The sequence below is a fragment of the Cryomorphaceae bacterium genome (assembly GCA_007695365.1).
Lineage (GTDB): Bacteria > Bacteroidota > Bacteroidia > Flavobacteriales_D > SKUL01 > SKUL01.
In genome coordinates this window covers 1-14,117 of the sequence record REDV01000143.1, presented here as the reverse complement: position 1 = coordinate 14,117, position 14,117 = coordinate 1, and the positions used below count along the sequence as shown (strand labels likewise).

The window sequence follows — 14,117 nt, the reverse complement described above, 5'->3', positions numbered from 1 at the left end:
TTTTATTACCTTGGAGCCTTCTCAAATTACATCCCATGACCAACCGACGAAGATTTCTGCAACTTGCCGCCCTGGGCGGAACCGGAGTGCTTCTGAACCGCTGTATCGTTATTGACGGCCAGGACCAGATCACACCAGCCAACGACCAAAAAACCACATCAGGCGAAGGACACAAACCCCTTGTGCTGTCCACATGGAGGCACGGAGTAGCCGCCAACGCCAAAGCATGGGAGGTGCTGAGCAACGGCGGAACCGCACTCGATGCGGTAGAGCAGGGTGTTCGTGTTTCCGAAAGTGATTTCACCAACCGCAGTGTAGGATTGGGTGGTTTGCCCGACCGAAACGGGCATGTTACCCTCGACGCCTGCATCATGGACCACCAAAGCAGGTGCGGTGCATTTTTTTGACCACAGCTTCAACAATAAAGCATACAGTCACTTAAGTTGCTTTGGCAAAAAGAGCTAAATTTAGGGCGCTTATGTTTCAGAGAAATTTCAATGTCATTCTGGATCTACTAATCGCTGATCAGTTCAAGCCATCAGGATTTAACCGCGTAACCTGAACTCTTTTGTAAATGGAAAAAACAACGAACAAATCACGAAATTCCATTACGAAAATATGGTTTATCATTCTTGTACTTGGCTTTACGTATGGCGCCATCGCGTACTGGGCAGTTGAGAGCTACAAGGTTTCTGAGCGGTCGTTAGAAAACATGACTCGCACCAATCCTGAAGCAAGTCAACTCAATAGGCTTTACAACAAAATGGTTCAGGCAGACCTTCACTTCAACAATTTTATCCTTACAAATGACAGCTTGCAAATGCTCAATTCGCAAAAAGCTTCGCGGGCAGTAGATAGCATGTTAGCTGTTATGCGTGGGTCGCCGAATGAAGTTTTCATCGACAACTCCAACCGGCTCGATAGCATTCAGTCTATTTTGCTTCAAAAGGCCATGATTAATGGGTACTTCATTGATCTTAAGCAGAAGGGGTCATCGTTTTATTTTTCCGAGCATGCGCTTCGCCGCATTCAACGCCAATTATCAGATTCTGCGTACATAGACCATGCAGTGGTTAATCGCGCCGAATTGATTTCCAGAGTTGACACGATTAAGCAATTTAATATTGTTCAACATCCTGACACGTATAAAGGGCTTGGTGGGTTCTTTCGCAAGCTTTTTGGTCAGGAACGTATGGCTACAGATACACTTATCACCAAAAAAGCCGACATCAAACAATGGATTGAGTACTCTGTAGACAGCAGTATTGTGCGCAACTATTTTGTTGACACAACATTGATTGTAGTGAAAACCATATTGGCCGACCTTCTCAATGAAGAGATAAAGCAACAAAAAGATTTGAACCAGGCAGAGCTTGAATTGATACAGATCAATGAACAATTACTCGGGGCGATGCAGCATTTGCTGGATGAAATTGCGACGAGCAATGATTTAAAAGAGTTGGACATTCGAGACCGCTCTTTGAGGCAAATTGAACATTCCAATTTGCAGTTTCTGAACATTGCGGGTTTAGGAATGCTGATTGGATTGGTTCTCTTGTTGATTGTAATCTATGACATCAGGCGCGCCAACATGTATCGCACTCAACTTGAACACGAAATGGCGAGGGCTGAAGCCTTGGCTGCCTCGAAGGAAGATTTTCTTTCAAAAATGAGTCACGAAATTCGTACTCCGCTCCACACCATTGCAGGTTTTACCAATATGCTAAGAAAAGAGCTAAAAAGCGAAAAGCAAATGGAGCTGATTGATGGGGTAACTTATGCAAACGATTATTTGAATGAACTGCTGGTTAACATTCTCGAGCAGGCAAGAATTAGCGCGGGGAGCTTCAAGGTAGAAAAATCCAATACTTCACTTGTTAAGATTTGTAATGAACTGGATATGCTGTTTGCTCTAAGAAAAAAAGAGCAAAATTGCAGATTTGAGATTTACTGCGACCCCTGGCTAGAAACACAAATCGTGCATACTGCTGGACTAAAATTAAAGCAGGCCCTGGTGAATTTGCTGAGTAATGCTTTCAAAAACACAAAAGACGGCCTCGTTCAATTAGAAATGCTAGTTGAACAAAAACAGTCTCCGGCTACAATTGTCATAACAGTTTCTGACAGCGGAAGTGGCATACCGGAAATCTGGCGAGAGAACATTTTCCAGCCCTTTCAAACGATGAATACCGGAGGCGGAGGCGATATAGGTGGAACCGGGCTGGGGCTGTCTATAACACGTCATATAGTAGAAGAACTTGGAGGGCAGATTACCTTTGAATCAGAATTAGGTGTTGGCACCAAATTTAATATTACGCTTACTCTTGCAACTTCACCAACCTCCAGTGTGACTTTGAAAACCGAAAACAACAATGATCGATCAGGCTACTATAACATTCGTGTGTTAGCAGTAGAAGACGACCCATGGAATGCCACGTTATTAGATCATTACATCGGCTCCAACGTCAACTTACTTCAAGTGTGTACAACGGCAGAAGAAGCATTGGAAACCATAACTGCTGATCCAATGAAATTTGATATAATTCTGACCGATGTTAATTTGCCTGGAATGGATGGTAAAACGCTATTCAAAACGATTCAGAAACACACTCAAATACCCGTAATTGCTCTTACAGCAAGTTTAACAGAGCAATCACATAAGCAATTGATTGAAATGGGGTTCACTGCAACCCTGGGAAAACCATTCGGCCGAAACCAGCTAATTTCTTTGATTTCTGAAGGCATTCCCGGGTTGATCCACCGGCGCGAGCAATCATTACCGTTATTCTCCGATAAGGAGCCTGAAGTAACCAGCCCGACAGAAAAGTTTATGGAGCCCATGTTGGTTCACCACATCATTGACAAAATCAACCACATTACACAATCACCTGATAGCGCCATGAATCAAATACTGCGGCTGTCCCATCAACTCAGGTCAAACCTTGAACAACTGGGAATTGATCATCTTAGTGAGCAGCTTCAATCTATTGAATTGCTAATTGAGTTCAATCAGATGCAAAAAGCAGCAAATGCTTTGAATTCAATCAGACCTGAATTACTGCGCATAAAAACAAGCCTCGAAAACAAAACCCCATCCTATCAACCTTCAATTCCATAACTTCTTAGTTTGCTGTAGAGCGTGGATCGGTCAATATTCAGCTCCTTGGCTGCCTTTGTTTTGTTGTACTTTGTCTTTTCAAGAGCAGCAATGATTAATTCACGTTCAAGTTCTTTGGACCCTACTTTAATATCGAAACGCTTCGATTGTTTTTCCAAAAGTGAACCCGAAAATTTGGGGTTTTCGTCAACCGGAGCCAGGAGTCCTTTGGGAATGTCATTCATGTTGATCATACGATTTTTAGCGAGCAAGGCTGAGCGGCGCACGATGTTTCGCAACTCTCTTAAGTTGCCCGGCCATGAGTAACCTTTAAATGCTTTTAGCACCTCCGGATCAATAGTGAGATTTGGTTTGTTGAACTCCACTTCGGCCTGCTTCAAAAAGGCCGAGGTGAATACCTCGAGATCATCCATTCTTTCACGCAAGGATGGAATATGTAACTCAAATTCATTCAATCTATAATACAAATCATTACGAAATGTGCCCTGACTCACATTTACCGAAAGTGCTTCGTTGGTAGCGGCTACAATCCGTACATCAACTTCGAGTTCGTGAGAAGACCCCAGGGGTTTGACTCTACCTTCCTGAATTACGCGCAACAATGCAGCCTGTACATCAAGGGCTAAGTTACCAATTTCATCCAGAAACAAAGTGCCTTTATTGGCTTGCTCAAACAGTCCGATTTTGTCTGAATTTGCACCCGTGAAAGCACCCTTCACATGTCCAAAAAAAATGCTTGTTGCCAGCTCAGGCGAGATGGTTCCGCAATCTACAGCTATAAAAGGATGACTGACACGTCGGCTCATATCATGCAAAACACGGGCGATATACTCTTTTCCTGTTCCGCTTTCGCCGCATATTAACACATTGAGCTTGGTAGGAGCTACTTTGCAAGCATAATCCCATGTTTCTTTTGCCTTTAAGCAAGATCCCACAATGTATTCCTGCTTTTGGTTCACACGAGCTATATCCTCTGCCTTTCCGTTATCGGCCATATTTTCGCTCAAAGCTCTTGTTACCACTGCGAGAAACGCGTACGGAACAATGGGTTTTGTCACGTAATCAAATGCCCCTAGTTTAACGGAGCTCACAGCAACACGCAAATCGGCATAATTGGTAATGAGGATGACAGGAAGATTGGGTTTATGAGCCTTTATTCGTTCTAACAGTTGAAGTCCGTTTAAACCGGGCATTTTATAGTCAACCAGTACCAGATCGTAATGATTTTTAACCACTTCCTCAGTGGCCCTGACTGAATCAATTAGTTTACTCACTGTAAACTCTTCCCTTATCAGTAACCTCTCCATCAAATTGGCAAAAGCAGGATCATCATCCACTATCAACACCTTCGTACTTCTTTTCATCGCCAACGGGATTCAATTCTTCCAAAGTTAGAAAAAACCCAGAGTCCTAATCTCCTCGTTCCGTTTATGGATCTGTTGCGATGGATTTGATTTTGGCATATGATTCGTGCTGACATAATAAAATTTAGCCGCAAAACTACTCCATACCAGGCAGAACATGTAATAACCCATAATGGGTTATCATCTCCTGTTCGGAAGGTTAGTTAAAAATGTACCTAACACCAAACTGCATTTGCCAAACATCCAGAATATTAGCCGATCTTCTAAACGACTCTGTCGGGAGCTCACCCCTAACTGCGTTCAATTGATAAGTGGGCACATTTTCTGTATCCAAATCAACAATGGAGATAGGTGCGTCGTTGGATGGAATCCAACCAACGCCCCAATTATTGTTGATGAGATTTGTGAGGTTGATCACATCAAATCGCAATTGTAGTGTGTTTTTTTTATCCTTCACCTTAAAATGGAAATTTTGCTGAAAGGAAAAATCCAAACGTCCGGTAACCGGCATCTGAGCTCCATGGCGCTGAGCGTAATCTCCGCGTCTGCTGCTCAAGTGCTTGTCCTGATCTATCAAATTATTGAAGATGGCTCGTTGCTCTTCAGCAGAATAAACCACTCCATTCAACTCCAATTCGGCAAACTGCATCCCTTCAATTTCCTGAAGAGTTGGCACATAGATAAGATCGTTTCCCGCTACAAGATCACCATTTGCATCACCGTTGTACACGTAGGAGAACACTCCCTGGTTACCCAACTCGAAAAACATAGAAACCGAACTAGACATTTTTTCTTTTGCGTAGCTTTTACTGTAGCTCAGCATAGCAATAAACCTGTGGCGTTGATCGTCCAATGAAAATCCCAACTGCGGGAAGTTTCCACCAGCTACGCTGTGAATATTTTCGTATGATAAGAAATGCTGCGTATTTCCGTCGGCGATGTTTTTTGCAACTGCATAGTTGTATGCAGCCATCACGCTCAAACCATTGTTGAAAGTTTTTGTTAACTGCGCTGTAAGGCTGTATGAATAGCCCTGGTCTGTATTATCCATGACCGTTGCATTCGTAATGTTCGGGTTGATTCTGTTTTCCTCGTCCGAAAAACCATACAAAGGACGATTATCCGGGCCCGACATGTTCTGTGAAGGCGCCCTTAAGTTAGATTCATAAAACACTATGTCAGATATTTGACGCGTGTACACGGCTTCAAATGAAGCTATTACTCCCCAAAACAATGATTTTTCAATGCCCACATTCGATCTCCACACCTGTGGGTTTCTGAAATTTGGTGAGATATATGCCAAATCGAAAGAATCAGGCTCACCCGGCTCATCAGGCACATGGGTGGTTATATCCGGGCTAAATGCAAAATTTGTGGTGTTGTCTTCGCGAATCTGACCCAAAGTCAAACCATTAGAATTGATCATATTGGACACGTTGATGTAGATTGGCCTCCCCGTGAACAAGCCGCTCCCCCCTCTCACCTGCAGTGTTCTGTCGCCTTTGACATCCCAGTTAAACCCTGCCCTCGGGTTGAACATAAACTGCGCTTCCGGAAGTTTATCAGTACGGATACTAAAGGCCTCACCTTCCGGGTTTTTAAACGTCAAATCTTCCACTGCCGAGTTTCTCGGTGCAGTGTTTCCGTAAAAAGGTACATCAAGTCTCACTCCACCCGTTACCTTTAGGTTTCTGGTTACATTCCACTCGTCCTGAATATAGGCACTGGCAATATACGCTTCAGTCCTTGCTGTGGGAATTCCTCCATCGGGCAACCCTGAGAAGGTTTGCTGAAACCGTCTCAACTCTACCACTTCACCGTCAATATGACTGTAAAAATCATCAAGAGAGTTGTAAACGTAGTGGCCAAAAAAAGTAGGATTGAAAGTGTAGTCAAAGCTAAAATACTCGAAATTAACGCCTGTAGTAAGAGTGTGGCCCTGAAGATACATTTTGAAGTTATTCTGAAACTGAAAAATATTGGAATTCAAAGCTCTGTTAGGCGACAACAAATCAGTACCAAAAGAAATATAGTTTCTGCCATTCTCTAAAATATCCACTGCCGGAAAATCACCACCTTCCCAACTGCGGAAATTCGTTTGCCGGGTAAACCCAACAGTGAGGTTATTGAAAAACTTATCTCCTATCATCGAGTTTAACTCAGCAATCCCAGAATAGAAATTATCATTTAACAGGTAATTGGAATTCTGAAAATTCATTGAGAACAAATTAGCATTTCTGCCACCAAACCCCAAAGAGGTTCTCGCATTCAATCGTCCCTGAGTGGATTCCATCATATTAAACCGCACACTTAAATTATGTGCTTTGCTGATGTTGTAATCAATTTTGGCCAGTATTTTGTGCGAATTGGTGGGCAAACTGTAGCCTTGCCATTCACCGGGATCGTATCCAAAGCGCTCAATAAGGGTGTTCCGTACATTTTGAAGGTCTTCTGTTTTCACCCGGGTAACGTTTTCACCCTCTTGTCCGCTATCTGAAACAAAGGATGTTCCCGGGTCGGACCGGTTCTCCATTTCACCACTGATAAAAAAGAAGAGCTTATCCTTAACAATGGGGCCTCCAACCCTGAATCCAACCTGGTTAACATTGAATTCATCCGTCACCACTTCAGTACCTCTTGCGCGGGTACCAACCATGTTTTCATTCCTTAAATTGGTAAATACCGAGCCCCTAATCTCGTTGTCTCCGCTTCGCGTAACGGCATTGATTCCGGCACCAACAAACCCCCCTTGTGTAACATCATATGGCGAAATATTGACTTGAATCTCTTCTATAGCATCCAGTGAAATCGGGGTTGAATTGGTTGAAGCGCCCGGTACGCTTCCGGATAAACCGAACGCATTGGTTAAGATGGCTCCGTCAACCGTGAAATTCACAGCCTTAGGATCCTGTCCAGCAAATGAATTTCCTGAACTCTGTGGAGTGAATCTGGTAAAATCTTCAATACTCCTACTCAATGTGGGCATATTCTCAAGAGACTCCCTGTTGATGTTTGTTGACGTTCCTTTTCTGTCTTCGTTAATTGCATCCCCACGCCCGGTTGTAACCACGACTTCTTGCATCTCTACGCCCTCATCACCCATCACTACATTCAAGGTATAGTTTATCCCGAGTCGCAAGGTTATGCCTTCGTATACCATATCTGAAAAACCAACAAATGACACCCTTACTGTGTAGGGGCCTCCTACCCGCATACCAGGAATCGCAAAGCGACCATCATTCCGGGTTGTTGCCGTGTATCTGGTATTGGTGGGAGTATGAATGGCAACAATATGCGCACCCGGAAGAGGAAAGTCGTCCTCCGCCGTTATTAAACCTTCCATACCGGAAGTTGTGGTAGACTGAGCACTCACAGATCCGGAACTGAAGGCCAAAAAAGAAAAGAACAACAGGCCAAAAAACTTTTTGATGGACAGAAAACATCTGAGCACAAGATTGTGATGAATGGTACTCTGCATTAATTTCATTGATTAAATTGGATTACATTAAAAATTGCCTCGCTCGCCCTGTCAACCCCCGTACCAAAATTTAAATTGCTTATATCATGCCATTTAAAACCTAACGCGCAATGTAGTGTTGACGGAAATACCTACACCTTGTGGGGTTTTACCACACTTTTCAACCCAAGCCATGCAACAAAAGGAGTGAAAGGCTCCGAACTACCTGCCAGCCGGGAGTCGTCCAGAATTCCTTTCTCTGTTCTATTCCGCCCAATTGAGATAGAAGAGATAAATCATTTTATTACCTTGGAGCCTTCTCAAATTACATCCCATGACCAACCGACGAAGATTTCTGCAACTTGCCGCCCTGGGCGGAACCGGAGTGCTTCTGAACCGCTGTATCGTTATTGACGGCCAGGACCAGATCACACCAGCCAACGACCAAAAAACCACATCAGGCGAAGGACACAAACCCCTTGTGCTGTCCACATGGAGGCACGGAGTAGCCGCCAACGCCAAAGCATGGGAGGTGCTGAGCAACGGCGGAACCGCACTCGATGCGGTAGAGCAGGGTGTTCGTGTTTCCGAAAGTGATTTCACCAACCGCAGTGTAGGATTGGGTGGTTTGCCCGACCGAAACGGGCATGTTACCCTCGACGCCTGCATCATGGACCACCAAAGCAGGTGCGGTGCCGTGGCTTTTTTGCAGCACATTGAAAATCCGATCAGCGTGGCCCGCAAAGTAATGGAAACCACACCCCATATCATGCTCGTGGGCAAAGGTGCCTATGACTTTGCCATTGAGAACGGCTTTGAGCGAAGCACCCTCGACGTACCCGTACCCGAAGCCCGCGAGCGCTGGGAACAGTGGCTCAAAGAAAGCGATTACAAACCGCTGGTGAACATCGAAAACCACGATACCATCGGTATGGTGGCCATTGACGCCAAGGGCAACCTCAGCGGGGCATGCACCACCAGCGGACTGGCCTACAAAATGCACGGCCGTGTAGGTGATTCACCCATTATTGGCGCCGGTCTTTTTGTGGACAACGAAGTGGGCGCAGCCACGGCTACCGGTGTGGGCGAGGCCGTGATTCGCATTGCGGGCAGCCATACCGTGGTAGAAATGATGCGGCACGGAGCCACACCCCAGGAAGCATGCGTTGAAGCCGTGAACCGAATCATCCGCAAACACCCCAACGTAGAGGACATGCAGGTGGGATTCCTCGCCATCAACAAACACGGTGAGTATGGCGCTTACAGCATCTACAACGGCTTTGAATACGCCATCACACACAAGCAACAGGACGACCTGATTGAATCGGCATTTGTGCACACCTGGGAATGAGATACCTCTTATTGATTCTCACCGGGCTCCTTTGGGGTTGCACCCTGCCCAAAGGTGAACCCGCCAACCTGCTCCTTCCCAAAGAATGGTCGCTGGTACCGATGGTGCAGCACCTTGAACTTACAGGCAAGACCATGGTGCTGCCCACCCGGATTGTGATTGCAGCCAACGACTGTGCAGAACCCGTGGCCAAACAAATCGCCGAACTTCTTAACCAGCGCGGGTACACTGCCCGATTTTGCGAATCAAAAAACTGCTCTGACGCAGCCATTACCCTTCGATGTGATGATGCCGGTTTCCGCCTGGAATCAACAGCAGACGAAGCTTACGAATTGCAGATTCAAAACCGCGGCATTGAATTGTTTGCAGCACGTTTAACCGGACTTCACCGGGGCATCTATACCCTGCTGCAAATTTTGCCATTGGAAGCACCCGAAGCCGCTGTTCACCTCGCCACGGCACAGATTAAGGACCAACCCGCTTTTCTACACCGCGGTATGCTGCTGGATGTTTGCCGGCATTTTTTCGATGTGCAAACCGTAAAAGACTACATTGACCTGCTGGCCCGATACAAGATGAACACGCTGCACTGGCACCTCACCGAAGATCAGGGTTGGCGCATTGAAATAGAGGCGTATCCACTGCTTACTGAAATTGCCGCGTGGCGCACCGAAATCGACGGCACGCGCTATGGCGGCTACTACACAAAAGAACAGATCCGCGAGGTGGTGCATTACGCTGCGGAAAAGCACATTCAGATCATCCCGGAGATTGAGTTGCCCGGACATTCACAGGCCGCTTTGGCTGCTTACCCGTGGCTGGGTTGCACCGGAGGGCCTTACGAGGTTGCCAACGACTGGGGTGTGTTTCGCGAGATATACTGCGCAGGAAACGACAGCGTTTTTACTTTTCTCAAAACCGTGTTGAGCGAGGTGATGGAATTGTTTCCGGGGCCCTATATCCACATCGGCGGCGATGAAGCGCCCAAGTACCGATGGGAAAACTGCCAAAAATGCCAGCAGCGCATGGCCGGACAGGGCTTGCACGACGAACACGAACTGCAAAGCTGGTTTATTGGAGAAATAGCCGAATTTCTTGCAGATAACAACCGTATGTTGATTGGGTGGGATGAAATCCTCGAGGGCGGACTTCACCCCGACGCCGTGGTACAAAGCTGGCGAGGCATGGAAGGCGGTGTAGCAGCTGCAGAGGCCGGCCAGAACGCGATTATGTCGCCCACAAGCCACTGCTATTTCGACTACGACCTGCGGGCCATTGACCTTGAAAAAGTGTACAGCTTCAACCTCATTCCCGCCGACCTGGACAGCAGCCTGCATCACTTTATCCTAGGCGGTGAGTGCAACCTCTGGACCGAGCATATTCCCGATCGGGCTACGCTTGATGCCCAAACCTTTCCGAGACTTTTGGCCATGAGCGAGGTGCTTTGGACTGCTCCGCGTGAGCGCGATTTTGAGGCCTTCCGCGAAAGAATGCGGGGTCAGTATCCTCTGCTCCGCAAACTCGGCGTACAATACGGAGCCGAAACCTTTCCTTTTCAAATCAGCACAACAGCAGCGGAAGACGGCAGATTGAAGGTAGAACTCAATCCGTGGACGGATGAAGCTGCTCTGCTACTCACCGACAAAGACGGCAACAGCTTTTACGCCGATGACCACCTGCTTATTCCTGCGCGGGTAAGGCGAGATTACAACATACAGCCCATGCATTTGGGAGCCGTAGCCGGGAAGTCGCACGCCTTATCTTTGGCAGCCCATCTGGCCATTCATGCCGAAGTAGAAGGTGAAGCAAGTTTTCACCATCAGTACACCGCCGGGGGTTTGCAGGGCCTGACCGACGGCTTGCTGGGCTCCGGGAACTTTCGCGACGGTCGCTGGCAGGGCTACTGGGGACAAGACCTTGATTTCCGGCTGGATTTGGGCAAGGAAGTTTCAGCAGAATACCTCGCTATACGAACCCTGCAATACAACAATGCCTGGATTTTCATGCCCGCCGAAGTGAGCTTCTACACCGCAACCGAACCCGGCATCTGGACCCTGCAAGGAAGCGTCAAACCGCAAACACCGCCGCAGGCGCGTACGGAAATGGTGGAGGAAATGGCACTCAGAATCCCGGAAACGCGCTTCCGCTATTTGCGCGTCACGGCAGCTTATCCCGGTGATGTCCCTTCGTGGCACGAGGCAGCCGGCTCGAAAAGCTGGATCTTTCTGGACGAAATTATTGTGGAATGACGTATGCGAAATGGGGATAAAAACTATTCAGAAACACTGATATTTAAAACTTCCAGTGCCCTACCAATGGGCAAAGCAAACCCAATCCCCTCCACGCCCTGACGTACAATTTTTTGTTGGATGATTCCAATGATTTCGCCTTTTTCGTTGAGAAGCGGCCCTCCACTATTACCGGGGCTTACAGAAATATCAGCCTGCAGCACGATTTCATCATCCCGCTCTCTTTTTCCGCTAATCATACCGCGCGCCACCGATTGGCCTAATTTTAAATCATGAGGAGTTCCGATCGTTACTGCATCGTCGCCAATCGAAACATCACCTAAATTCACAGGCAGAGCCCGAAACCCGGAGCCTGCAATTTTCAGAAGTACCACATCCCTCATGTTGTCATATGCCACTATCTCCGCTCCGAGTAGCAGCCCCTCCGAAAACTGAACTTCAATCTTGTTGACCCCATCCACCACATGAAAAGCACTGATTACCAATCCTGAATTATCAATAATTGCTCCGCTTCCATGGCCACCATCTGTAATAATGGTTACACAGGCCTTGTTGGCGTATTGAATCATTTCACTCATTTTTTGGAACCCGGGATTGGTAATCCCATCAATAGTGAAAGACGCCCTGGAGCCATCGGGGTCACTTTCATCGCTTAAGGCAGTGTGCTCCCCGGGCGAATTCACGATGTCGTGAAAACCACTGTTGGCAAAAAAGACAATCAAGCCATTTTCAAACGCCATCAGGTTGTTGGGAGACCTTTGAAAGGGCCGCTGTCGCAAATTTGTTACACCTTTATTCCGGTAATTGATTACCACATCTCCAATTCGTTTATCCAATACCTGCCATTCAAGGTCCATCTCCGTGCGCCCAACAAGCTCATCTTTTGAACCACGCCCAAAACCCTTTTCGATACGCATATCAACATTGTAGCCTACCAGTTTTATTCCAACAACGAATCTCGGTAAGAGTGGTGCTCTTCTTTTCTCATCAGAGAACAGTTCGGCTGCAGCAGTAGAAGGGGTTCTAAGACCCATTTTTTCACCTATTTCAAAGAATTTTTTTTCAAATGCATCAACGCCGATTTTAACAGAACCTTCCCATTTGATGGATTCCTCGGTGCCGTCTTTGAGCATTAATTTGCCAATAGTCTGACCATCTTTAAAATCGTCAGCCACAAGCTTATCAAAACCTACAAGAGCGCTGCCTTTATCAAATTCAATTTCTGGCACCATCGACTCCAATGTTAGCCTCTGAATGTTGTCAAACTGCCTGGGCTTGCTCGTAACACTGTCAACCCATGTTTTGTAGCCCGGAAGTTTTACCTCAAGTTTGATTTGACCGTGTTCCTTTGCCTCCTTCCAAAAGAAATTCACCCTGCAGGGGGTAACACACCTGTTTTCACCATTCACCAACACTTCGGCGGCATCCGGGGTAGTATGAAATTCATACTGAAACTGGGCGCTCAACCTGGCTTGAACAGCAAGAACACATACAACGGATAATAATATTGCTCGCAACATAAGACTATTTAGAAGAAGTAACTAAAACCTGTTTTGAAATGGATCAACACTTTGTTTCCGTTTGCTTTGTTATGTAGCGGAGTGATCATAACCTCATACCAACTACTATTTACCATCCGATAATCATAATCAACCCAGAAAAAGAAGCCATCAAAGTTCATCATCATCAAATCAACGCCAACTTGCGCATCGAAAGTGAAGAAATCAGAGAGGGGTAACGAACACCCGAGGGCCAGGCCCGGAATGTGTACGCCAATGCTTTCGCTGATATTGATATCCTCGGCGAAAACCTCAGGGTAGCGCAAATCACCATTAGAATAGAATTCTGGCGCCCTACCTGGCCTTAAGAATTCAAAAGCCTCAGTCATCACCGAATAATTGTACCGCACATCCACAAAAAACAACAAATTGCGTGTGAAGTAAGCTCTTCCAAAAACTCCTATGGACGCACTTTGTCTGAGTGTGTATTCAAGTGTGGTCGGTACATACCTTGCCGCTGCACCGAATGAAGAATCATTCCATCCATTAAATGAACCCGATGCAAACGAAAAATTGTTACCCTGGATCAACGGCATAGAACCTTCAAGGCCAAACGCAAAGTTCCTCAAGGGTCGGTGCATAATACCACCATGTAACCTCAACTGACGAAGCATGGCAATATCTGTGCCTGAGCCGTATAGTCCTGGCCTGGAATCAAATGGCATCACACCATATCCAATCCCTGCATTGATGTAGGTAAACTGAGCCACGCTCTTCGTGTGGCTATAAAGAGATACACAAAGCACCAACACAAATGGCAATAGCGCGCGATTCCAATCTTTAAACTTCATGAACAGTTTCTTTGGATTTTCCAAAATGAGTGCAACAAATATATCAAGTCCTGTCAATTTTATTCTACTTCAATAGAATACAATTCACAAAAACCTTACTTCGCAAATCACACTTCCTTCTCTTTGATTTAGGTAGATTTGACCTCATAAACTTCACGCTTAGTTAGTTCCGGATGACCCTCGAAATCTGCACCGAAGACCTCGCCCAATCACTCGCCGCACAAGCCT

8 protein-coding genes are annotated in these 14,117 nt (G+C 46.3%); 4 read left to right on the top strand and 4 right to left on the bottom strand.

The features are described 5' to 3' along the window. Positions 1-35 precede the first annotated feature (35 nt). Together EA392_14510 and EA392_14505 are read left to right on the top strand one after the other, a co-directional pair. Positions 36-407 carry a hypothetical protein gene (locus EA392_14510; GenBank protein ID TVR36759.1) on the top strand — a complete coding sequence of 124 codons (372 nt, stop codon included), beginning with the start codon at positions 36-38 and terminating at the stop codon, positions 405-407. 167 nt (positions 408-574) lie between these two features. Continuing rightward, on the top strand, positions 575-3,118 hold the full coding sequence (locus tag EA392_14505) for a response regulator (GenBank protein TVR36758.1): 2,544 nt from the start codon (positions 575-577) through the stop codon (positions 3,116-3,118). On the opposite strand, the gene EA392_14500 is transcribed toward EA392_14505, so the two are convergent. Then, positions 3,100-4,482 carry a sigma-54-dependent Fis family transcriptional regulator gene (locus EA392_14500; GenBank protein ID TVR36757.1) on the bottom strand — a complete coding sequence of 461 codons (1,383 nt, stop codon included), beginning with the start codon at positions 4,480-4,482 and terminating at the stop codon, positions 3,100-3,102. The genes EA392_14505 and EA392_14500 overlap by 19 nt on opposite strands. 199 nt (positions 4,483-4,681) lie before the next feature. After that, positions 4,682-7,825: a TonB-dependent receptor gene (locus EA392_14495; GenBank protein ID TVR36760.1), complete on the bottom strand. Its 3,144-nt coding sequence runs from the start codon at positions 7,823-7,825 to the stop codon at positions 4,682-4,684. Positions 7,826-8,273: 448 nt separating this feature from the next. Between EA392_14495 and EA392_14490 the strand changes: the two genes are divergently transcribed. Both EA392_14490 and EA392_14485 read left to right on the top strand, forming a co-directional pair. Continuing rightward, complete coding sequence (locus EA392_14490; protein ID TVR36756.1) at positions 8,274-9,290, top strand: glycosylasparaginase; 1,017 nt, start codon at positions 8,274-8,276, stop codon at positions 9,288-9,290. Next, entirely contained in the window at positions 9,287-11,539 is a 2,253-nt protein-coding gene (locus EA392_14485; protein TVR36755.1) for a beta-N-acetylhexosaminidase, read from the top strand. Before EA392_14490 ends, EA392_14485 begins: the two co-directional genes overlap by 4 nt. A gap of 23 nt (positions 11,540-11,562) precedes the next feature. Here EA392_14485 and EA392_14480 read toward each other — a convergent pair whose 3' ends face one another. Continuing rightward, positions 11,563-13,059: a PEGA domain-containing protein gene (locus tag EA392_14480; GenBank protein TVR36754.1), complete on the bottom strand. Its 1,497-nt coding sequence runs from the start codon at positions 13,057-13,059 to the stop codon at positions 11,563-11,565. Positions 13,060-13,067: 8 nt separating this feature from the next. After that, complete coding sequence (locus EA392_14475) at positions 13,068-13,946, bottom strand: hypothetical protein (GenBank protein ID TVR36753.1); 879 nt, start codon at positions 13,944-13,946, stop codon at positions 13,068-13,070. Between the last annotated feature and the right edge of the window lie 171 nt (positions 13,947-14,117).